This window comes from Ulvibacter sp. 2305UL32-6, assembly GCF_058148545.1.
Genome location: NZ_JBYVKA010000001.1, coordinates 829,228 through 852,460, shown reverse-complemented (window position 1 = coordinate 852,460; position 23,233 = coordinate 829,228). Strand labels below are relative to the sequence as shown.

The window sequence follows — 23,233 nt, the reverse complement described above, 5'->3', positions numbered from 1 at the left end:
ATAGATATTTTAGAGCGTAAAACTCAATTCTTGACGAAGCCAATAGAGACAAAATATGTGTAAAACAAAATTAAAACAACCTTAAATTATGATGAATTTTTTCACCCAATATCCCCTTGTAAAATGGATACTAATAATAGCAGGAATTTTATACTTTTTAGACAAATATGGTATATTTAGTCCTATAGATAATCTTATCAACCGTGTGGGTAAGTACAAATTTAAAATGTCCAGCCACTTAAACAATCCTAAACTAAAACAGTTGATAGATTATTTTAACAAGAAACAATTTAGCAATGTAGCCCAAACCTTAAAAAGTATGAATGCGAGTTATCGTGCTTTTGCCTTTAAAAGTTTAGGACAATATGGCGAAATAGTTGTAAGTGACGAATGGCTAAAAAAAGAACCTACCAACGATTTACCTAAAATAATCAAAGCGTATCAGCTTATTCATAATGCTTGGGAAATTAGAGGAAGAGATACTATAGATACAGTTTCAAACCAAAATAAAATGGGTTTTGAAAAGCATTTAAAAAAAGCAGAGACTTTATTATTAGAGGTCGATAAGTCAACTTTTTTTGATTCCAATGGTGTCGCATCCTTATTAAAAATATACAAGACAACTAATATGAATAGGGAATATGTTCATAAATTATTTAACGATACCGTTAAAAAATATCCAAACGATGCCGAACTTCATTTTAATTATTTTTCATTTATATCTCCAAAATGGGGCGGCTCAGAAGATGAGTTAAACGTTTATTTAAGCAAATTAGATACACAATCACCTTTTATTCAAGACTTAATATTAGCACAATATTATTTTGATTTAGAATATATGTACGATTATAAAGACGATGATAAAAAAATACAACAGTTTATTGAAACCGTAAAAAACAATATTTATAATGTCGATGAGTTGTACCAATACGAATTGTATTTGTTAGTTTATTGGCTTTCTACCAATTTAGGTTTAAAGGCACTAGAAAAACATTTTAAAAAGATATTAGAGCCGTATTGGGAAGATTAAATTTTGTAATTCTTATGCCATTTAAATAATGAAAAAATTAAAAATAATTTTCGTCTATAGTCTATGGGTAGTTGCATCGCTTCTGCTCGGTATTGGTTATATGCGAATTGTTTTAGGGACCAATGAAACGTCAACCGAAGGCTTGTGGTATTTACTCCATATTTTTTATGACTTTGGTTTGTTTTATACAGGTTTAGCAGTAGGAAGTATTGTAGCCTTGTTATTTATTCTTTTAGATGTATTCTACTTGAAAAAGAAGCTAAAAAAGAATAAACAGGCTACGATTACTCGGTTTCTATTTCTTGTTTTCATTACCATGTTTGTAGGACTCGCACATTATATATTAGAAAAAGTTATTGATGTTATCTAGACTTTATATAGCGTATACTAAAAACACTAAAAAATGTATTATGAGATTTACTCTTTTAATTTTTACCCTATTAATTATCTCCTGTTCTACTAAAGAGAAAAAGGAGAAAATTAATGAACGACCTAAAGTAGTATTTGAAAAAATAATGTCGAAAAAGGAAAAAGAAATTAATACACAATTAACTTTTGAAGAAACCCAAGATTCTCTTAGAAAACAACTTCTAAAATTAAAACCGAATAAAAATCTAAAGTCTAATAGTGTTTTACAAGAATTATATATTAGAGGACTTGTAAATCAAATAGACGACAAGATTAAGTTCAAACTTCCTTTTAATCTTCACGGAATTGATTGTGGAGCACCAGACTGTTATTCAACCGATATAAGCTTTGAGATTACAGCTAAATATCCACTTGAATTCCCGAAAAAAATCCATTTTAAACTATTGGAACATGGATGTGGAATTGCAAATGAAGTTTCGAAGAATGGAATATTTGAACTTGTTGAGCAATCCCCTAAATATGTCAATTACTATTCAAAAAAACAAAAAAGTAACTTGGTTATTCTTGGTGAAAAAAGAAAACTCTATTATTTTCCAGAGACTAAACCAAATTCAATAAAAGTAGATTTAATCAATAATATATTTAATGAATATAATGAAGAAGATGAAAATGCAATCGATCTTTATCAATCAACAATAATGATTACCAATGAATATGAGAATTTCATCGAAAATAAATAAAACACTTTTCTTATGCATCTTATTTGCATGTAATCTTGTAAATGCCCAAGACTGTAAATACTTGAAAATAAATAAAGAATTTGAAAAAGGAGCGATTGTTTATTCATTTGGCGATAATGTAAGGCTTAGAGCAAAACCATCTTCAACATCCAAAATAGTTATCCAATTAAAAATAGGAACTATTCTAGAAATTATAGAAAAAAGTGATGTAGTAACCACTTATAAAGGCATTGCTAGTTCTTGGTATAAGGTAAAACATCAAAACCAAATAGGTTATGTTTTGGGTGGATTAATTTCTCAAATAAAAGCTACAAAAAATGGGCTTAATTGTTTTATAGGTTTCGAAAAAATTAACGATACATTACATGTTGTAACAAGAGTACTGTCTGATACCATCGGAAGCTATGCTGAAAATAAATCGATCTTTTTAGGAGATAACAATGGGTTTTGTTTAAAGGTTTTTAACAATAAAGGGCTACAAGGAATTAGTCATATACTTTTCATCAATTATATTCCAGAATCTTGTGGTGCAAATGCTGGAGGGTATTACCTTTTCTTTGATTCCAAAGAATTACATAAAGTTATTGAGGTGTTTTCAAGTAATGATATTGGTTTATGGGAAAAAGAACAGCTATATTTTCCAACCGACTCTTTAGGTGTTAAGGACAAAATCATTTATATAAATGAAGAAGGCGAATATTCAGATAACGAAAATAAAGATGATGGACTCAACTGGGAAAAATCATCAAAAATGAAACTACAATTAAAATGGATTGATAACAAATTAGAACCAAACCCTAAAAAGGTTACACTTGATAAGAATAAATAACAGCAAACAAATGGAAATACTAACAATCATTATTTTATGTATACTCATAGGAACAGGCTTGTTCCTACTTTTTAAAATTCTAAAACGGAAATTTTATAAAAAAGAGGGTATTGCTGTGACGCTTTTTTTACTGATAGGCATTATAGCGAGTATAACAATTTACCAGCAGTTCTTTTTAAAAATGGAGTTTGTGCAATCCAATGTATATCCAGATTTATACCTAATAAAAAACCTAGATAAAGACAAAAGTACTATACATAAAGCTATTAAAGAAAAAGTGGTGCAAGAAACAAAAAACGTATCAAAAGAAACAAAGCTGCGTTTTTACGAATACAGCAAAGGCGATTGGGGAGAAAACGGTACTGCTTATTTTTTAGAACACGAAGAAAGAGCTGATGGTATGACCGCTGAACTTTTAGAATATTATCCAGAATACTTACTAGCAAAATTCAGTTTTCAGCCTTGTAAAGAAGATAGTACTCGTTATTTCGGGAAACTAGATTATTATAATAAAACAAACCGAATTAAAACTGATACGTTATTAAATTTCTGTAAAAAATGAAGAACCTATATCTAATAATCATTCTAACATTCATTTCTTGTGGGCAAAACCCTAAAGAAAAGGTAGCACCTATAGTTAAGACACAAAACGCGGTTGAAAAATCCATTGATTCATCAAAAACAACATCTAAAATAGAATCAAAAGAAAAAATAGAACCTGTATCTCAAGAAGAAATTCTTATTGATGCTGTAATAAAACAACTTGGATTAGATACTTCAAAAATCAACACCGATTTATTAGTTACTAAAATAATACCTAATAGCCCTCAAGAAACGATTGTGGTAATTCCTGAAATTTCTGGAGAATACGACGAACATCACTTCGAACTCAACAGCCATATTCTAATCGTAAATAATGAAACTCAAAAAATAACCCACAAATACTTTGAAAGTGCTAAAACAAATGGTTGGGTATCTGATGCAGTACAATTACGAGAAATAACCATAGACACTGCTCCGTATATCCTTGCCAAAGATATTAGAGCCTTTGGTATTCGGGTGCATTTTGTAGGAATGTCTCATGCCAACCCACATGAGAATGAAACTATATCCTTATTTATAAAATCTGACGATACCTTAAAAAAAGTAGTGCATAATTACGATGTTATAGATAACGGAGGCGAATGGGACACCGATTGTGCCGGTGAATTTACAGATGTTAACAATACACTCATCATGTCTAAAGAAAAGACTAATGATTTTTTTGATATTAAAGTAAAAAGTAAGATTACTGAAAGTAAAGCTTACTTAGATGAAAATGGCGAGTGCGATTCCAAAGATAAGATAACTACTGAAGGAAAGCTTTTAAAATTTAATGGTGAAATGTATGAAGAGAATAGTCAGTATTCAATTAAAATTAATGAGATTAATCCTGAACAATTTCATACGATAAAAAAAGAAAAAGCATCTGTACAGAAAAAAAAGGCAAAAATTACAGACTTTAATAAAGCTATAAAAACATTAAAAGGAGTCGTTGAATTTGATACACAAGAAGAAGGATATTTATTGATTAAAAAAATAAAATTTAAGAATGGTAATATCAAAACAAATCAAGAAGGGATGCTTTCCGACTATTCCTTTGCAGCTTATTTTCCCGAAGATGATATTCTTTTATGCACAGGCGGACACGAAAGTGATGCAAGTTTTAACTTAAAAAACGGAAAAGAAACCGAAGAAACGGGTAACCCTGAACAAATGAATACTTCGCCAAAACAGGAGCTTAGGTTGAATGGTTATTTTGGAGGTCAAGAATGTTATTCCTACTTTATTCAAAGAAAAACAAACAATGGTTATGAAAAAATAATCCAACTAGATGAAGTCTTTGATGAACTAACAAGTGTTTGGCTGTGTACAATTGGAGAAGCATTTTGGATAAACGAAAAAACACTTTATTTAGAAGAAATTAATTTGGGTGAAAAAAGCACATTTTTTAAAATCGAAATTAATTACAATGACCTATAATAAAAAGCTAAAAAATGACTGAACACGAATACTTAGATTTAAAATTAGGGAGTATTGAACAATACTCAATGGTTGTAAAAAAGAAAGACTTACCTAAATGCAAAAAAACAGGTTGGTTAGAATATACAGAAATAGGTCTGCCTGATGGTGACGAAAAAGCCTCTATGTTATATGGAGAAATAAAAGAAGACGAACAGTTAATTTTTAATAAACCAACATTATTTAATCTAGTAAATACAAAAAGTATCATAGGTTTAGAAATTATAGATTTCAGCACGCATTTAGGTACCTACGGAATGGGCGGACCAGGTTTCTTTGGGTTATTACTTAGCAACAATGAATATTTAACTTATGCGGTGTGGAACGCAGGAGATTATGTACTTATTAACGACAGAGTTGTAGAATGTAAGCCCGAGTTGTATGTTAAAACAACACCGTGGGTTTCAAATTATGGGGATGAAAAAACTTGGAATCACTTAACGAAATATATTACTGGTGCAAGAATTACGAATTACACAATTCTAGCAGATTCCTGTGAAATAGAAGCAGATAAAAAGGGCGAGAAAATCATTATTTTGTTCGTTAAAAATAATAGTAAACTTCCGAGAAAAGTAGGGAGAAAAAGAAATGCGTATAAAAAAGGAACTATCAAAGAGTATATGCTATTGCAGCATAAAAATGGAAGACTAATAGTTTAATAAAATATAAAAGAAAATTGTATTATTGTATTTATGTTTAATCTTATAAAAATATATTAGTAAAATTTAACCGTAATAGATGTATCAATAACCGTAATAGATGTATCAATATAGGAAGCTATATATCATTCTCGTAATAACGAATATTGATTGTTTAGCTACGAATATAGGTTTAGTATAGGATGATAAAAAAAATGTAATTAACTTTATACTATTAAATGTAAAGTTTTTTTTATTAGGTGGATATATATAACAAAAGTTTACATATAAGGAAGTTGGCAACAAGCTGAAAAAACACAACAAATGAATAAGTTCTATTTCACAATTTTAATAGTCTTTACCTTATCAAGAATGGTCGGACAAAATACTGACCCACTTTATTTATGGCACGATTACATTTTTGATGATTTATATATTGTTAATACTATGGAAATTCACTCTGACTCAACTTATACAAGTAAAGATTGGGCTTTTGAGGATAAAAAAGAATGGAAATCCTATAAACGTATAAAACCTAATGTTAAAAATGGCCGAATCAAGAAGAAAGGAAAGTATTTTATCCTGACTGAATATAAAAACGGAAAAGAAGTTACTTTAAAAAGTAGAATAAAACTCAATAAACGTATGTTGATTTTTTATTACCCCAATGCAAATGGTAAATTAGAAGCTCAAGGGAAGTACAAAAGAGTCAATTAGGTTTAGAAAGCCAGTTGTCAACAATGTATAACTGCAATTACGGCGGATTCGACTACGTCCGAATCCACTCGGAATTTCTAACGTCAGTGCTTAACCGAAAATATTCGCTAATTTACCCGTAACTGACGGTTATACGAGATCGTTAGCATTAATTAAAATATTTACATGAAGAAATCAATCAAACTAACTTTTTTGTCGATTATTTTTAATTTAATTGTTGCTAGCATAATTATAATTTGGACTTTTGGTTTTAAGGATTTAATTGACATAATTACTAGTATTCCGTTGAATTTGTTTGTTGGCATATTTGGGCTGTTTATTGGAGGTTATTACATCTCTATTTGAATGGAAAACCTAATAAAGAATAGAAAATGGAATTCAATTTTGACTGGAATAATTGGACTGATTTTGATTTTGCTAATTGGAGTTTTAGTTGGTTCTTCTGTTGGTTTTATCGAAGAGGGAATTCAGGACTTTGAGAAAGAAAATGAAATTAAAAATGCCTTGTTTGATTATTATGTAAAACCCTTATTCTGGATTTTCCTATTTGGTATAATTCCAACTGTAATTGTTGGAGGGGTTTTAGGATATGGAATTAAAAAAAACGCGCTACAACAACGGTTCCTATAATTCATTGTTGCATTTGAACAAAAAAAAATAAAACATAAATTTAGGCTGATTTCATAAGCGGAAAAGTTTTCGGCATTTTTCACAACTAAATCATAGCCAAAACCGTTGGTAGTTATTAAAAATTAGTACCCAATAAAAAATAAATGAGCTATACTAAATTAAATAAAGAAATTGAAAAATATTACAAGTCAAATAATAGGCCTTTTAGATATAATGCCTTAGAGACAAGTAAAGAAGAGCAAGAAAAGAGATTAATAGAGTATAACAAAGCTCGTGATATTATTGTTGAGAAATGGAAAGATGAAGGAAAAATAAAAGAATTAATTTCTTGTGCTCACGGAGGTTGGTTTTCATATGAAGAATTCACAAAACCATTGGCTGAATACTTTATACAAATGAATGATTTATCCAGTCTGAAATTTTTATCTGAAAAAGAAATACGATTTAAAATAGAGGATACTTTAAAATGTTTTAAAAATGTAAAAGAAGATTATCCAGATACAACCATCGAGGAAATGATTTCATATGATTTAAAAGAATACAAGAAAACAAAATCATATCATCCTATTGGAGAATTATCTAATTGGAGAGCAAAATCATTATTATTATTAAGCCGTTATATTGGATTTCTAAAGCTCACTAATGATTACGAATATATCAAAACGATTGAAGGCTTAATTAAAAAGACAGAGATGCTGACTATTAAGAAATCGGATTTAAAACATATAAAACACAAATTAAAATAACTACTGCCAACACGATGTGTAAAACTAAGCTAATAAGTGCTAAATCGAGAGGTTTGCGTTTATTTTTAAAGACCACCAAATAGAATATTAGGCGATAGCGAAATGGTTCTTTTTTGGTTTTTAAAGACGAATAAACTAAAAAAGCAAACGTATATAAATTGGTACACTACGGATATTGGTTTACTATAGGGTGATAAAAAGATTCTACTTAAATTTATTATATAAACATAATGTTGTGTTATCCCCTTTTATTAGGTGGATATATATAACAAAAGTTTACATATAAGGAAGTTGTACAGCATTAGAAAAATGACAGACATTGAAGATAAATATCAGAAATTTTTAAATTTGGGTTTTCCCGATATAACTGGAGAACAATTTTTTGAATTGACTTCACTTGACTCATTTAGTGCTGGAATTATTGATACATACATAACTCGTAAAGGAAAACTTTCAAAACTTGACTTTGAATTACTTGTCAAACTTAATCTTGAATTGAAATCTGCTATAAAAGAATTAAACGGAGTTGAATTGACTTATTTTTCTTTTTTGTCGGATTTGGTAAATAAAGTTCATTCTGAAATAAAAAAACAGCAAACAAACTAAAGAATTGAAATACTATAACCTACATATTGATTTTTCCCCAAGTAAGAAAACTTACAAAGAAATAACCACTATTCTTGGAAAATCTCCTACAATATCTAAAGCAAAGAATTTAAATGAAACAGAAGAACCCTCTGATTGGTGGCTACAATTTGAAGAGGATGAAGAGAATGATAATTATGGTGATTTTATAAACACTTTTATGGATTTACTTGAACCAAAACTAAACGATTTGAAAAAGATTGGAGTGAAAAAAGAAGATATTTTAATTTGGTTAGTTTATGAATATAAACATCAATGTGCGTTAGGATTTAGTTCAAAAGAGTTAAAACGGTTAGGGGAAAATGGAATTGCATTTAATATTGACTGCCACAATATGGAGAAATAAAACGCTGTACAACACGGTATAAAAATAATAAGGGTCAAGTACCAAACCCAAAGTTGGTGCATATTAATAAAGTCCGCCAAATTTACAATTTGACGGTTAAAAGAAAAATAACGGTAAAATTGTAAATTTGGCTAAGTGCTAAACTGAAAAGTAAATGCTTTTTAATCCCTTACTATTCTTATACAAACCGTAATAATTATGAAAAAAAATATCACATTAATCATATTCGTTCTTTTAACACAAAATTTTTTTGCACAAATTCAAGATTGCTCTGAGTGCAGTACCAAGGTTTATTCTAATATTGATGTTAAAGGATTGACCTTATTAGAACTAAAAATACTAAGGAACGAAATATTTGCAAGGCATCAATATGTTTTTGAAAACGGTAGACTGACTAAATATTTCTTTGATAAGTATAATTGGTATAAACCCGATGTTGATACTAATAGACATATTCAGCTTAACCAAAACGAAAAACAGAATATAGCTTTATTTTTGAGGCACGAAAAGCAGAAAGAAGCACTTAGAAAAACGATTGTCGAACAATTAATAGACTTAAAAGAATCATTAAACACACCAACTGATATTACCAAAATAAATAACATTCTTAAACCTTTAAATATTCAAAGTTCAGAGTATAGAGAGACCATTATAAAGGAATTAAAGACAATCTTAAACAAATTAGATTTGAACAACATACATTGGTACAATGAAAAAGGACTCTACAAGGTAACAACGGATGATGGTTTTTTTGTAAATATAACTTCAATTTCCATAATAAGGGATACAATAATTCTTAAGCATAATGACTCTACGAATTCTGAATTATTTGATGATGAAACTGTATTTAGCTTTGGTAGTGACTATGAATCTGAAAATGAATATGCCACCTGGTATAACTTCGTAATTGAAAATGGTAAATTAAAACTGATTAAGCAACAATCCGCAGGATAAAAACTATTGCTAACACGATGTGTAAAACATAGCTAATAAACATTAAATCTAAAGGTTTGTGCTTTTATAAATGAAGATAAAACAAAATATAAAAATTCGACTCTGTGTTAATTTGAAAAGTTAGCGTCTTTTTACACGCTACGTTTCATACACAAGACCATGGTAATAATTATGAAAAAAAATAGTCTATTGTTATTAATAATCATATTATTTGCAACTAAAACTTATAGCCAAGAAACATATATAGTAACTGCTAAAAATGGTTTAAATATCAGAAAACAATCAAGTTTAAAATCTGAAACCCTTGGAAAATTTTTATTTAATACTAAATTAAAAACCATTAAATCTAACCAGAAAAAAGAAATAATTTTTGACAATAAAATCCCTATTGAAGATGAGTGGATTAAAATTAATTTATCGCAATTTGATGCTATTAGATCAAATATTGTTTATGGATATATTTTCAGCGTTTTTTTAAAATTGCAAAAGCCTTATATTTCGATTGGTTATATAGAAAATTATGATGATTTACCAAAATTAGAGTTCGATGAGATAACTAAAAAAAAAATTTGATAAAGCAAACCCCATTTTGCCAAAGGTATTACCTGAAGTAGAAAAAAGACGATTTACATTTTACTATTAAAACAAAAAATGAAAGTTTCTCCTTTAAAAACTACAAAGATTATAAAGGTAATCGAGGTTGGAGTGGTAGTGAGTATGTAGGTTATTATTCTGATTTAGATTTCTATGTAGTAAGAAATAATTATACATCTGAGAATTTAGGTTTCGGAAAACTTATTTTAATTGATAGCATAACAGATAATATATTTGAAATAGTCTCAATTGGAGATGCACCTGTAGAAAAGCCAATTCCTTCACTTAAAAACGACTACTTAATATATTATTACAATCATGTTTATGAACAAAAAGAATGCTTTATTGGTCTTATTAAAGTAAATGAACAAGAAAGAAAAAATCCCAAAATGTATTTAACCGAATATAAGAGTTTTGACTCAAAAGAATGGGCTATTGAAGAAATAAGATGGAGTAATAGTTATACTTGTGTTATAAAAGGATATGAAGAAGTATATGAAAATAAAAAATGGATTAAAAAATTTAAATATTATAAAACAAAAATTGAGTAACTATTGCTAACTTAAACAATATGTAGTAAAAAGGGTATTTGATAGTTTACGAAAGTAGAGTGCTATATACTAGTAACGCCAAATAGAATATTACGCGATAGCGAAATGTTTTTTTTGGGGTTTTTAAAGACGAATAAACTAAAAAAGCAAACGTATATAAATTGGTACACTACGGATATTAGTTTGCTATAGGGTGATAAAAAGATTCTACTTAAATTTATTATATAAACATAATGTTGTGTTATCCCCTTTTATTAGGTGGATATATATAACAAAAGTTTACATATAAGGAAGTTGTAAACAATTAAGAAAATGAATGGATAAAAACAAATGTCGGATTGCTGATGCAATGAACACTTACAACATAGCATTGAGAATTATTAAATCTAAAGGATTCAAAATATTCTTATACCCTGATTCTAGAGATGAATATATGGGTGATTTTTGGGCAATTAAAGATAGTCGGCAATTTATTGGAGCTGATCCATTACGTTTACTCGGTATTATATCAATATGGGAAAATACTGGTGATGATTGGCAAAATAGTAGCTTTCCTGAAGAAGATTTATATGATGAAATTTTATCACGAGCATTACCCGACAATATCGAAGACTTTAAAAAATTAACACAAAAGGAGTTTGATAATTTAACCTCTGATTATAGAATATTTTTTGAAACTGTCTTAGATAAATCATTTTCAGAGAATCCTTCAAGACAAGAAATGTTCGATTTAATTGACTCATTATATAATGAATAACTGTTTACAACACGGTGTATAAAACATAGCTAATAACTGCTAAATCGAAAGGTTTGTGTATTTATGAAGTCCGCCAAATTTTTAATTTGGCTTTTTAAAAGAGAAAAAATTAAAAACAAAATATAAAAATTCGGCTCTGTGTTAATCCGAAAAGTTAGTGTCTTTTTAAACGCTACGTTTCATACACAAACCGTTAGCATTCAGTTAAAAAAACAGATATTATGGAATACTTTTGTGTCTATTGTCAAAAAAAAAATGACAAACAAGACAGTATATGTTCAGAATGTAAGAATAGACTCATCAAATATGGTGGTTTAGAAACTTGTGACATTGAAGCTTTTCATAAAAATGGTACTGAAGGACTATATTATCATTTATGCAAAATAGATGAATATTTTCAATCTGAAATTTGTTTAGACTACTCTTCTCCAAAAATGACAGAAAAGGAATTATTATTTCATAGGAGACGCATTAAATGTCTGAATAAGTGCATAAATCAAATCGACCCGTCAACTTATTCTTTAAAAACAAAAGACGAAATACTCTCTTACCAAGAAATAGTTAACAAATTTTGGAACAAGCAAATTTCTGAAAAGCAACGTGATAAATTTATAGAGGAATTTAGAGCTGATAAACTATACATCAGTTCTGACTTTAACGAAATTCAAACTTTACTTTTAAATATAATGTCAGAAAAAGAAAGTCTTGATTGGTCTTGGTGGCAATATATGGAGATACACTTTATGGATTTATATAAATTTATGAATAATGAGAATATTTTAAAAATTATAAGGGAAGATTTTGTGGGAGAAATTAGGTATCCAATTGAAATAAAAAAACCGAAATGCTAACAATGTATAAAATAATAGCGGTTTAATTGCTTGAACAAAAATGAAAAAAACAATCGTAATCTTCCTACCAATTATTACAATTGTTATCTGCGGGTGGCTTATTAGAAATCGATTGAATTTACTTGATATTCCGTCTAATAAAAATGATACATACGCTTCATTTGAAAAGCAAAAAATAAATAATAGAACAGACATTAATGAATGTGAAAAAGATATATTAAAAAATGCAATTGATTTTGAAAGAAAAAAAAAGAGGCAGATATCCGTTATTTCTTATCAAACTCAAATTACAGCATTTATAATTATTCTAATTCAAATAGTTCTATTGATTACCATACTAATGATTTCTAAAAAAGTCAAGGACAAAATCAATCCTGAATGATATTCAGAAAATAATGATGAAAAGACTAGTTGAAAATAAAAGTAAAAGAAAAACCTTTTTTTTTAAATAGCACATAAGAAAAAAAAGAAGTGAAAACACTATAAATACAGTAGGTAACAAGGTATAAAAACATAAAGCGTTTGTGCTAAACGTAAAGTTGATGCATATTTAAAAAGTCTGCCAAATAGAATATTACGCGATAGCGAAATGTTTTTTTTGGGGTTTTTAAAGACGAATAAACTAAAAAAGCAAGCGCATATAAATTGATACACTACGGATATTAGTTTGCTATAGGGTGATAAAAAGATTCTACTTAAATTTATTATATAAACATAATGTTATGTTATCCCCTTTTATTAGGTGGATATATGTAACAAAAGTTTACATATAAGGAAGTTACCATTCATTGCGGAACAAACTCGCTCTCAAGTCGAAAAAATATGGTTTGAATATTGTAAAGCAAATTGACTACTAAATTGTGATTAAAAATGATAAAGAAAGAATTAGAATATAACTTTCACGATTCAATAGTTGTAAGCTGTGAACAAGAAAAAGAGAATCGATTTGTGCTTACCCTTTATCTCTATGAAATATATTATCCATTAAAAGAGTCAGTAAAAATTACTTTTTCAGGAGTATTCAATTATGAAAAGGTATCCGATTTTTTTAAGGAATTACAATCCGATTTTTTTGAGGAAAACTGGAATGGAAATAGAATAAACTCTTTAAGATATGATTCAAAAAAAGTATCGAAAGATTTAAATTTATATCTTTTTATAGATGTTGACGGATTTCAACCTATAAGAATTCATTGTAAGAAAATAAGAATTGAAAAATAAAATAATTAGGAGTAAAATAATATCAGACTTTTTAGCTTTTAATGGGATGGGAATAAAAAATAGTAAAAAAATGTAAATTGAATATAGTCAAGGGTTGAAAATCAAAAATTAAAAATTAAAATTAGTGAATAATGACAAACTGAAAAACAACGAAATGGCAACAAAGACGTGTATAATTCATTGCTGGTTATAGCCTACTTACGAAAGTCCTCGCGGACTTTCTATCTGTGATTTATTTGCTAACTTTAGTGCTTAAACAACGCAACGAAATCATACACAAACACGTTACCTACAATTACTAAAAACTAAACAAATGAAAGTATACGTTTTTTTATTTATAATTTTCATTCTAACTGGGTGTAGCACTTCTAAATGGCATACCTTTCAAGCTAATAATACACGAACAGGTTTTGTAGATAGCCCCGAAATTAGAAACCCTGAAATTAAATGGAAAACTTATATAGGAATTCAAGGTTACTTAAATAATAGTGTTATTAATGGAAGTGAAGTTTTTGTTGGAAGTTCAGGTAACAAACACAATAGTTCTGATAGTTTAGATGGTATATACAGTATTAGCACAGCAACAGGAAAAATAAACTGGCACTATAAAACTTTAAAGGATGCTTGTGGTGTTGCTTTTTCAAAAAATAAAATTTATGCCACAAGTGATGATGGTTTTTTGAGGTGTTTAAATGCTAAGAACGGAAAAGAACTATGGAGTATTAAAAGAGAATATGAACTCTATTCACAACCATTAATAATAGACAACTCAGTGATCGTAGGTGATTCAAACGGTTTCATTTTAATAATAGATAAGCATTCTGGTAAAATAATGAAGGAAAGTAAAGTTGCCGATTCAAATATTAGAGGAGGATTGTCTTCAGATAAAGAATACATCTATGCTACTTTTGAAGAGGGAGTGATTGCTTGTTTAGACAAAAAAGGCAATGTTACTTGGAAAGTACAAGGAGAGTTTGAAGCTCAATACGGAAAAGACTTTCATAGTATCTATGCTGCGCCAACAATTTCTGGTGACAAATTAATTGTTCCTTTTATTCGATCAACATACTATAACACACCAGCTATATATGCCTATAATAAAACTAATGGTAAATTAATATGGAAAGCAACTAATAATGGCGGAGATAATAATGGAAATATTAGAAGTTCTGTAGCAGTAATAAATGACTTTATTTATTATGGAGAACCATATTCCAAAGAGCTTTGCGAGTTAAGCTTAAAAGATGGGGAAACAAATAATAGATATGAAATGGGAGAGTTTACATTTCCTCACTGGTCATCTCCTGTTATTGCAAAGAACATGTTATATTTGGGTCGATTTGATGGTAGTTTTAATGCGTTCGATATAAAAAGTAAGAAACTTATTTGGCAACTATTTCTTGGAGATCATAAAAACACCAACAAACCAAAAAACAGACAAGTAACTGCTTGGGAATCTGATAATGGCAGTATCTACTCTACACCTAGTATTGATGAAAATGGTATAATATATATTGGTAGTGGAGAAGGTTGGTTATATGCCATTAATAACAAAAAACTGTAGGTAACACGGTATAAAAAACATAGGGCAGATTAGGCTTGCCAAAAGGTCTGTGTTTATTTACAAAGTCGCCAAATATAAAATTAGGCATTTTTCAACAAAAAAGATAAAAGCAAAATATTATATTTGGCTTAGTATCAAACTGAAACGTATCGCTTATCAACCGCCCTACGTTTCATACACAAGACCGTTATGTATTATTTGAGAACACATATGAAAATATTTTTAACAATTTTTATAATTATTTATTCTATTAATATTTATTCACAAGAGTATTATTATATCAATGCAGTAAATGGATTAAATGTTCGCTCAAATAACAAATTAGATTCGAAGAAAATTGCTAAAATACCTTTTGGTGTTATGATTGAAAAAATATCTGACACTAATAAAGAATTAAGTGTAAATGATAATGGAATAATTATTAAAGGAAAATGGGTAAAAATCAAATATAATAACTATTTCTTTTTAGTGTCAGAAGAAACAGAACAATTTGAAAGAGAAGGTTATGTTTTTGATGGATATTTAAAGAAATTAAAAATTGATAATCTCATTAGTTCTTCAAGAATTGATAATCTCCAATATAAAAAACTACTTAAAACAGCTTCAAAAGATATATATCATCCTAAAAAAATAGGAAATTTAGATTCTATCAAAACAATTCTAAAAAATCGTGTTATATGGGGCGAAGATGATAAAGAATATGAAAGAGACGATTTTATTAAAAGTATTATAACAGAAAAAGGACAGAAACTTAGATTGAATGATAAAAGTAATGATTATGGATTTGCTAAAGGTTGGTCTGGGTATTATCCAGAATATGACATTTTAGTTCTTGAAGGAGGGCATTCTAGTGATATGTGTTTTTCTATTAAAACAGGAGAAACTGATTTGACTATTGGAAATCCTGAATATATGATTACTTCCCCAAAAGGAACTTATCGTTTAAATGGTTCTTTTGGAGGTCAAGAATGCATTTCTTATTTTTTTCAAAAAAAAGAAGGTGGAAAATTTATATATTTAACAGAATTTGGTTGGGATTATGATATTTGTACATTTAAAGAATTCTATTGGATTAACGAGACTAAATTTATCTATAAAACATTAAATTATAGAACAGATTCTATAAATGGAACAGAAGAATATTTTAAAGGAGAAATAAAAAACAATACATAACACCGTATCCTATTGCTAGTTCTAGCCTATTTACGAAAGTCCTCGCGGATTTTCTATTCAGTTTTTATTTGCTAAATTTAGTGCTTAAACCACGCAACAAACCATATACAACAAAGTTGTAATGCATTAAAATGAACGAAACCATAATAAAAAGTCTCCTAGAAGAAAAATGGAATATAGATTTAAACGATTATTGGATTCCATTATCGTCAAAGTCATATCCCGAAATGGAAGTATGTCATTTTCATTTAAATGATTTTATTGAAAATGTCGGAATTTACAATTTAGAAAAAATTGGCACAGATATATCTAGTGGAAAAATTATAAAATTCACCGAATTTGCATCAAATGAAATTTCTAAAAATTTAGACATAAACATTCGGGCAGGTGAAGATAACTATTATACTAATGAAAATGCTGATTGGGTAATCTACATTACTCACGAACAGACTATAACTTTGGGAGGGAATAAATTAATTGAAAAAGTGAAGCAACATTGGGCTGATTGGTCCAGTTATGTTAACCTTTTTGGGAAATAAAAACGCATTACAGCAAGGTGTATAATGCATAGCTAATAAGTGCTTAACCGAAAGGTTCGTGTATATTTATGAAGTCCGCCAAATTTTTAATTTGGCTTTTAAAAAGAGAAAAATTAAAAAAAAATATAAAAATTCGGCTCTGTGTTTATCCGTAATATAATTAGAACAGCAGATAAGGATGGATAAACTACATATAACATTAGTAACTGTTAACAGGGATAAGTATAAAGACAAGGATTGGATAAAAACACTTGCTGGAAAATTATTGATGGTATTAGAAATGTTTTTTCAAGTTAAATTTTTAGGAGACTAATGGAGTTAGAATATAAAAAGTACATCTACTTTAAAGAATGGTTTTATATAAAAGACTTCTTTATAGAATGTTCGCAACGTTTTTTTAATAATGTTAACGCTATTCCTAATAAAATAAAACCGCTAACAGAAAACTATTCCAAACAACTTTGGACTGAATACATTTCTGAAAAACACAGGCATTTAATGTTGGTAAAATCTGATGATGATTGGAATAACAAATTTTGGGCTGAAATATATAATGAATACGAAGTGTATGAATATGAATGAAAAAAAGGGTAACAACAAGCAAACATCTAAAGATTTAATTACGCATTATTTTAATAATGAAGCAGACCACATCCCTTTATTGATTGCGTTTCTAAAAAAAGGAAAAGCTTCAACAGAAAAACTGTTATACAGTAATCTCTTTAACTTTAAAGTAGATTTTGATAAAAACGAAATAACTATTGAAGATGAATGTAGGCTTTTTTCGGCTTCAAATCCAACAAGTACTCAAAAAATCACCATAGATAAATTACTTTCTCTATGTAACAAGCGATTAAACAAAAAGTAAAGTTATATGGAAAAATTATATTCAGAATTAAAAGGTAAATTTAGAAAAACATCAATTAATCTGCTAGACTCCAATATAATTAAAATGAGCATGTCTACTAAAAGTAGTTGATTGAACAAAGCTTGAATTTAGCAGACTACTTTTCTAAACTTGCAGATTACTTTTTATTGTTAATTTACATTCTTCTAGATTTGATGAAATATAAATAATACAGTGAAAAGAAAACTCATACACTTACTCAATATATGCTATTGGGTTACTTATACTTTTGTGATCCTCATTATACTTTTGGCAAGCGGAATTAGTGAAAAAACTTCGGTTTCATTTAATATAATCCGCTTTATAACAATAGCAATCATTGTTATTCCATCTATAATTTCATTTTACAGTTCCTATTATTTTTTATTCCCTAAGTATATAAAAACTAGAAGTATTGCTGTTTTACTCTTTCACATAATAGTGATAAGTATATCCAGTTCTATTATTGGTTTATTTATAACAAGTGTGCTACTTGGAGATCAATTCACTTTTCAAAAAGATATTAGTTTATTTACAGGAAAATTTATACTTACATTACTTATTTCATTATTAAATATTGGTTCAGGTTTTATCATAAAGGGTTTTATTAGTTGGTACAGTGATTTGAAAATAAAAGAAGAATTACAACAGAAAGCACATCTAATGGAACTATCTTTAATTGAATCTAAGCTAGATCCACATTTCCTTTTTAACACCATAAATAATATTGATGTACTTGTGCTAAGAGATTCAAAAAAAGCTTCAGATTATTTAAATAAGTTGTCAAGTATTTTAAGATTTATTCTTTACGAATCTAAAGGAAGAAAAATAAAACTTTCAGAAGAAATAGACTATATTCTAAAATATCTTGAGTTACAAAAAATACGAACTTCCAATCAAAATTTTGTTACGGTTGATATTATTGGAGAAGAACATAACAACTCACTTATTTATCCTATGACCTTCATTCCATTTATAGAAAATGCTTTTAAACATAGTACAAATAAAAAAATAGAAAACGCCATTAAGATAATCATCTTAATTACTAAAAATCAAATAGATTTTAAATGCAGCAATAAATTCAGGCTTTTATCTAAGCCCCAAAAAGCAGGTATAGGTAATGAATTAATTATAAAAAGGTTACAATTACTTTATCCAAATCGTCATACGTTGAAAACCTCTAAAAATAATGACATGTATACCGTTAATCTAAAAATTGAACTATGAAAACAAAATGTATCATTATTGAAGATGAACCATTAGCATTAGAGGGTATTAAAAATTATGTTGAAAAACTAAATAGCTTGCAGTTAGAAAAAACTTTTGACAATGCCATTGATGCTATTGAGTACCTAAATTCAAATACTATTGAATTAATTTTTCTTGATATTGAAATGGATGAACTTTCAGGTATTGATTTACTAGAAAACATAACCTATTCTGGGCAAATAATAATAACAACAGCTTATGATTCTTATGCCTTAAAAGGCTATGAATTAAGTGTAACAGACTACTTACTAAAGCCATATTCTTTTGAGCGATTTATAAAGGCTGTAGATAAAGTTATTAAGAACAACACCATATCGAAAAATACAAATTTCATTTTTGTAAAAACTGAAAACAGATTAGAGAAAATAGACCTTGATACTATTCTTTTTATAGAAGGAATGAGAGATTACAGGAAAATTCACTGCATTGAAAAAAGAATTATGACTCTAGAAAGTTTTTATGAATTAGAAAAACGAATACCCTCAAATAAAGTATGTAGAATACATAAATCTTATATGGTTTCTATATCTAAAATTGAAACCATAGAACGCAATAGAATAAAAATAAAGGAAACTATTATTCCTATTTCTAAAACCTACCAAAAAAGTTTTTTTAAATTAATAAATAACTCAAATGTATAGTATAGAAACTAGAAATATAAGACACTGTTTCAGTAAAAACGACCCTACGCTGAATAATATAAACTTGAAAGTACCACAAGGAAGTATTTTTGGGTTTTTAGGCAAAAACGGAGCGGGTAAAACAACTACATTAAAACTAATTCTAGGGCTTTTAAAAAAACAGCAAGGAGAAATTTTACTTTTCAATAAAGAAATAAAATCAGATAGAATTGAAATACTAAAGAGCGTAGGTTCTTTAATAGAATCACCTTCTTTCTACGGTCATTTAAGTGCTGTCGAGAATTTATCCATTCTTCAAAAAATATATCAATGCCCTAAAGAAAGAATACAAGAAGTACTTACTCTAGTCAGTTTAGCTGATTCTGGACGAAAAAAAGTAAGTAAGTTTTCTTTAGGAATGAAACAAAGACTAAGCATAGCAATTGCTTTACTACATCGACCTGAATTATTAATATTAGATGAACCAACTAATGGTTTAGACCCAAAAGGAATTATTGAAATCAGAGAGCTTCTACTAAAAATAAATTCAGAATACGGTACTACTATTGTTATTTCTAGTCATTTACTATCAGAAATTGAAAAACTTGTAACTCATACTGCCATTATTAACAATGGAGAATTATTATTTCAAGGAAAAATGGAAGAATTAAAAGCCAAAGCAGTTTCATCAATTAGTATAGAAACCGATAATCAGAATCTAGCAACTGAAATAATTAATAAACATCGAGTAAATAATAAATTAGAAGGCAACATACATACAATAACAAATTATTCAAAAGAGACAATTCCCAATATCATTAAAGATTTAGTTTCTAATAAGGTGTCTATCTATAAAGTAAATGAAAACAGAATGAATTTGGAATCAATTTTTATTAACCTAACAAAAAATAAGTTATGACTTTCGTAAACAGTTTACATTGCGAATTATTGAAAATAAAAGGAAGCGCACTACTCTGGGTTAGTATTTTTGGAAGTATGGTTCTTGCAATGGTTTTTACACTACGGTTTATATACCTTGGACACTATATAGATTTATGGACAGAAAGTAATTCTTGGGAAAGACTATATTTACAAAATTCAAGACCATTTGCAGGCTTTTTACTTCCTATTGGAGTTATTCTAATTTGTAGTTTAATTACCCAAATAGAATATAAAAACAACAACTGGAAACAATTGCATACAACACCTCAAAAATACGTTACCATCTTTCTAGCAAAGTTTACTACGCTTTTAATAGTAACATTCATTGTTTTTTTCTTTTTTAATTTGGGAGTTTTGATAAATGGTATTGCACCAAATCTAATTATCAACGGTTCACTACCAAGAGACACAATTCCGTTTCAATTTGCCATTGAACAAACAATTAAATCTTTTATTTCCATACTACCAATAATTGGACTGCAATATTTATTGAGTTTACAATACAAGAATTTTATAGTAGCTATAGGTGTTGGACTAGTTTTATATGTGGGAACGATGCCTATGTCGAGAGTTGATTTTAGTTTTTTAAGCCCTTACAGTTATGCGCTACATTATTTTGATCAAAAATTTAATGACTATCATTATTCTAGAGCAATAATTTACTTTGCTTTATTATTTATAGCTAGCTTCACTCTATATATAAAAAAGAAAGAAAAAGGATAGCTAGCTACTACATCAACGCATAAAATTGATTGTTTAGTTTTTGCCAACTTATGAAAATCCGAAAGGATTTTCTAGGGATAAAAAAAGCATTATTTTTTAGCAAGACAATAGCCAAAGTCGATATAAAAACATGAAATCGTATTGCCAGAATTCTAAAAAAATCAGTATTAGTATCTAAAGATGATTTTTAACCTGCGAATATAGTGTACACAGTACCTAATATGGGTTAAGACATTACGAAAATAAAATACTTGTTTTATTAGGAAGTTAACATCTGTACTTTAGACAGGAACTTTAATTCAAAATTGTAGCCAATTACCGAAAAATGAATAAACCTTTAATTGAAATTTGGGACTCTGTTGGATTAGGAATAATAATTGAACTTCCTACTGGAATAATGATTTCAAATCAGACTGGAGGAACTGCTTGTTTGCACCCAAAAACTGAGGGAATATTTTTGCCATTATCAAATGACTATTCTGAAGATAATTTGGAATTTATAAGTCCCGAAATAGAGTTAACGAATTACTTTATTGGTTCGAAATACAATGGCAATGGAGCAATAAATGGAATTGACAATGAAGATGTTGGTAAAATAAAATCGATTTTATCTAAATATGGATTGGATGGGTTAATAGAAATTGATTTAAGTAGGTTGTCTGAATCTCACGAGGCTTGGATTAGAATAAAAATAAACAAGTCTCAAAAAAATGATTTAATAAAAGGGTTTAATCAATACCCCTTAAATGGAATATTGACTTGGTCAAATAGTGATTAAAACTAGCTACAACACGATGCTATCTACAATTTTAAATAAAGATCTCGATAATTTAAAGAATAATTAAGGAAATATTTTAATTGGGTATCATAATACATTAAACAATATAATGACATTTTAACTGATGGTGAAAAGCAAATGACTAATAAAAACATCAAAATATTTTATCAATAAAAGTTAACTTGAAAAACAGTAGTAATCATATAGCAAATCAACTAATTCAAGATTTAGAGGCTTTGGAAGTAGAAGTCAAAGATGTTTTGGTTCGAGCGGAAAAGGGTATCGAATTATCAAAGAGAGCTCTTAAACAGGTTCGAAATTTAGTTGTTAAAAATGGATTTGAAAATAATCAAGATGAAATCAATTTTTTTAAATATATAAAACCAAGAGTGTATAGTAAACTCAAATACTATGTTATTTTATTTAGTGTTGAAAGTAAACGACCAAGAGGAAGTGCTAAATCTCAAATTAAATATTTTAACAATGAGATAAATAAATTACAAATCTATTTCAATGATAATTTAGACTTTTACCATTATTATCGAAGTGGAGCAACTACTTTTGATAAATACTATTTTTTAAGAGGTAAAGCAAATATTAGGTTATTGCCAAATACTTTTCATTTCTTTACTGATGAGCAATTTTTCACAAGTCATGATTGTATGGTCTCGGCGATATTAGCATACGATATGCTTATTGTCTATTTAAAAAAAGAAATAGATAAGTTAGAAAACAATGGTAGCTATTTGACGTTACAACAATTACAAAAGCAATCTAAAATTACTTGGACGAGTAAGAAAATAAACTTAATAGAATTAATATATGCACTTCATAGTACAGATGTAATTAATAACGGAACAGTAGATATAAAAGATATTGCAAGGGTAGTAGAGCGTATTTTTAAGATTGATTTAGGAGATTATTATAGAGCCTTTTTGGAAATAAGAATGCGTAAAAAAGGACGAACAAAATTTCTCGATTCACTAAAAGAAAAATTAGAAAAACGAATGGATGAAATAGATGATTAAAAACACCCAAGTTACTCAACTTGGGTGTTTTT

Annotated in this window: 30 protein-coding genes; all 30 read left to right on the top strand. The window is 28.2% G+C overall.

The window, feature by feature from the left end; translation table 11 throughout:
• The first annotated feature begins 88 nt into the window (after positions 1-88).
• The 30 genes from ACY2RU_RS04130 (at position 89) to ACY2RU_RS03985 (ending at position 23,201) form a co-directional block, all read left to right on the top strand.
• Positions 89-1,030 carry a hypothetical protein gene (locus ACY2RU_RS04130; RefSeq protein ID WP_490137141.1) on the top strand — a complete coding sequence of 314 codons (942 nt, stop codon included), beginning with the start codon at positions 89-91 and terminating at the stop codon, positions 1,028-1,030.
• A gap of 28 nt (positions 1,031-1,058) precedes the next feature.
• Complete coding sequence (locus ACY2RU_RS04125) at positions 1,059-1,400, top strand: hypothetical protein (protein WP_490137140.1); 342 nt, start codon at positions 1,059-1,061, stop codon at positions 1,398-1,400.
• Positions 1,401-1,440: 40 nt separating this feature from the next.
• Positions 1,441-2,139, top strand: a complete 699-nt coding sequence (locus ACY2RU_RS04120) for a hypothetical protein (RefSeq protein ID WP_490137139.1) — start codon at positions 1,441-1,443, stop codon at positions 2,137-2,139.
• 61 nt (positions 2,140-2,200) lie between these two features.
• Positions 2,201-2,968, top strand: a complete 768-nt coding sequence (locus tag ACY2RU_RS04115) for an SH3 domain-containing protein (RefSeq protein WP_490137138.1) — start codon at positions 2,201-2,203, stop codon at positions 2,966-2,968.
• Positions 2,969-2,978: 10 nt separating this feature from the next.
• Positions 2,979-3,530 carry a hypothetical protein gene (locus ACY2RU_RS04110; protein ID WP_490137137.1) on the top strand — a complete coding sequence of 184 codons (552 nt, stop codon included), beginning with the start codon at positions 2,979-2,981 and terminating at the stop codon, positions 3,528-3,530.
• On the top strand, positions 3,527-4,990 hold the full coding sequence (locus ACY2RU_RS04105) for a PA3715 family protein (protein ID WP_490137136.1): 1,464 nt from the start codon (positions 3,527-3,529) through the stop codon (positions 4,988-4,990). The genes ACY2RU_RS04110 and ACY2RU_RS04105 overlap by 4 nt, the downstream gene beginning before the upstream one ends.
• Positions 4,991-5,004: 14 nt before the next feature.
• A complete protein-coding gene (locus tag ACY2RU_RS04100; RefSeq protein WP_490137135.1) occupies positions 5,005-5,688 on the top strand; it encodes a hypothetical protein in 684 nt (227 codons plus the stop codon).
• Positions 5,689-5,991: 303 nt separating this feature from the next.
• The gene (locus ACY2RU_RS04095; RefSeq protein WP_490137134.1) at positions 5,992-6,384 is read left to right on the top strand and encodes a hypothetical protein; all 393 of its coding nucleotides are present in this window, start codon (positions 5,992-5,994) and stop codon (positions 6,382-6,384) included.
• Between the two features lie 345 nt (positions 6,385-6,729).
• Positions 6,730-7,014, top strand: coding sequence for a hypothetical protein (locus ACY2RU_RS04090; RefSeq protein WP_490137133.1), 285 nt, complete (start codon positions 6,730-6,732; stop codon positions 7,012-7,014).
• 143 nt (positions 7,015-7,157) lie between these two features.
• Positions 7,158-7,760: a hypothetical protein gene (locus ACY2RU_RS04085; RefSeq protein ID WP_490137132.1), complete on the top strand. Its 603-nt coding sequence runs from the start codon at positions 7,158-7,160 to the stop codon at positions 7,758-7,760.
• 309 nt (positions 7,761-8,069) lie between these two features.
• Positions 8,070-8,366 carry a hypothetical protein gene (locus ACY2RU_RS04080; RefSeq protein ID WP_490137131.1) on the top strand — a complete coding sequence of 99 codons (297 nt, stop codon included), beginning with the start codon at positions 8,070-8,072 and terminating at the stop codon, positions 8,364-8,366.
• Positions 8,367-8,370: 4 nt separating this feature from the next.
• The gene (locus ACY2RU_RS04075) at positions 8,371-8,751 is read left to right on the top strand and encodes a DUF4279 domain-containing protein (RefSeq protein WP_490137130.1); all 381 of its coding nucleotides are present in this window, start codon (positions 8,371-8,373) and stop codon (positions 8,749-8,751) included.
• Between the two features lie 198 nt (positions 8,752-8,949).
• On the top strand, positions 8,950-9,705 hold the full coding sequence (locus ACY2RU_RS04070; protein WP_490137129.1) for a YARHG domain-containing protein: 756 nt from the start codon (positions 8,950-8,952) through the stop codon (positions 9,703-9,705).
• Between the two features lie 171 nt (positions 9,706-9,876).
• Positions 9,877-10,278 (top strand): SH3 domain-containing protein, encoded by a 402-nt coding sequence (locus tag ACY2RU_RS04065; RefSeq protein ID WP_490137128.1) that lies wholly within the window; start codon positions 9,877-9,879, stop codon positions 10,276-10,278.
• 410 nt (positions 10,279-10,688) lie between these two features.
• Positions 10,689-10,850: a hypothetical protein gene (locus ACY2RU_RS04060; protein ID WP_490137127.1), complete on the top strand. Its 162-nt coding sequence runs from the start codon at positions 10,689-10,691 to the stop codon at positions 10,848-10,850.
• A gap of 316 nt (positions 10,851-11,166) precedes the next feature.
• Positions 11,167-11,607, top strand: a complete 441-nt coding sequence (locus ACY2RU_RS04055) for a hypothetical protein (protein WP_490137126.1) — start codon at positions 11,167-11,169, stop codon at positions 11,605-11,607.
• A gap of 221 nt (positions 11,608-11,828) precedes the next feature.
• Positions 11,829-12,458 carry a hypothetical protein gene (locus ACY2RU_RS04050; RefSeq protein ID WP_490137125.1) on the top strand — a complete coding sequence of 210 codons (630 nt, stop codon included), beginning with the start codon at positions 11,829-11,831 and terminating at the stop codon, positions 12,456-12,458.
• Positions 12,459-12,498: 40 nt separating this feature from the next.
• Positions 12,499-12,840: a hypothetical protein gene (locus ACY2RU_RS04045; protein WP_490137124.1), complete on the top strand. Its 342-nt coding sequence runs from the start codon at positions 12,499-12,501 to the stop codon at positions 12,838-12,840.
• 488 nt (positions 12,841-13,328) lie between these two features.
• Positions 13,329-13,679, top strand: coding sequence for a hypothetical protein (locus tag ACY2RU_RS04040; protein ID WP_490137123.1), 351 nt, complete (start codon positions 13,329-13,331; stop codon positions 13,677-13,679).
• Between the two features lie 313 nt (positions 13,680-13,992).
• Entirely contained in the window at positions 13,993-15,243 is a 1,251-nt protein-coding gene (locus ACY2RU_RS04035) for an outer membrane protein assembly factor BamB family protein (protein WP_490137122.1), read from the top strand.
• Positions 15,244-15,453: 210 nt separating this feature from the next.
• Positions 15,454-16,416 carry an SH3 domain-containing protein gene (locus tag ACY2RU_RS04030; protein WP_490137121.1) on the top strand — a complete coding sequence of 321 codons (963 nt, stop codon included), beginning with the start codon at positions 15,454-15,456 and terminating at the stop codon, positions 16,414-16,416.
• A 131-nt stretch (positions 16,417-16,547) separates the two neighbouring features.
• On the top strand, positions 16,548-16,955 hold the full coding sequence (locus tag ACY2RU_RS04025; protein ID WP_490137120.1) for a hypothetical protein: 408 nt from the start codon (positions 16,548-16,550) through the stop codon (positions 16,953-16,955).
• A 312-nt stretch (positions 16,956-17,267) separates the two neighbouring features.
• Entirely contained in the window at positions 17,268-17,537 is a 270-nt protein-coding gene (locus tag ACY2RU_RS04020) for a hypothetical protein (RefSeq protein WP_490137119.1), read from the top strand.
• Positions 17,530-17,823, top strand: a complete 294-nt coding sequence (locus tag ACY2RU_RS04015; protein WP_490137118.1) for a hypothetical protein — start codon at positions 17,530-17,532, stop codon at positions 17,821-17,823. Before ACY2RU_RS04020 ends, ACY2RU_RS04015 begins: the two co-directional genes overlap by 8 nt.
• A 288-nt stretch (positions 17,824-18,111) precedes the next feature.
• Entirely contained in the window at positions 18,112-19,068 is a 957-nt protein-coding gene (locus tag ACY2RU_RS04010) for a sensor histidine kinase (protein WP_490137117.1), read from the top strand.
• Positions 19,065-19,751 (top strand): LytR/AlgR family response regulator transcription factor, encoded by a 687-nt coding sequence (locus ACY2RU_RS04005; protein ID WP_490137116.1) that lies wholly within the window; start codon positions 19,065-19,067, stop codon positions 19,749-19,751. The genes ACY2RU_RS04010 and ACY2RU_RS04005 overlap by 4 nt, the downstream gene beginning before the upstream one ends.
• The gene (locus tag ACY2RU_RS04000) at positions 19,744-20,649 is read left to right on the top strand and encodes an ABC transporter ATP-binding protein (protein ID WP_490137115.1); all 906 of its coding nucleotides are present in this window, start codon (positions 19,744-19,746) and stop codon (positions 20,647-20,649) included. The genes ACY2RU_RS04005 and ACY2RU_RS04000 overlap by 8 nt, the downstream gene beginning before the upstream one ends.
• Positions 20,646-21,395 (top strand): ABC transporter permease, encoded by a 750-nt coding sequence (locus ACY2RU_RS03995; RefSeq protein WP_490137114.1) that lies wholly within the window; start codon positions 20,646-20,648, stop codon positions 21,393-21,395. The genes ACY2RU_RS04000 and ACY2RU_RS03995 overlap by 4 nt, the downstream gene beginning before the upstream one ends.
• Before the next feature lie 325 nt (positions 21,396-21,720).
• A complete protein-coding gene (locus tag ACY2RU_RS03990; RefSeq protein ID WP_490137113.1) occupies positions 21,721-22,173 on the top strand; it encodes a DUF6210 family protein in 453 nt (150 codons plus the stop codon).
• A gap of 182 nt (positions 22,174-22,355) precedes the next feature.
• Positions 22,356-23,201 carry an RteC domain-containing protein gene (locus tag ACY2RU_RS03985; RefSeq protein ID WP_490137112.1) on the top strand — a complete coding sequence of 282 codons (846 nt, stop codon included), beginning with the start codon at positions 22,356-22,358 and terminating at the stop codon, positions 23,199-23,201.
• Positions 23,202-23,233 lie beyond the last annotated feature (32 nt).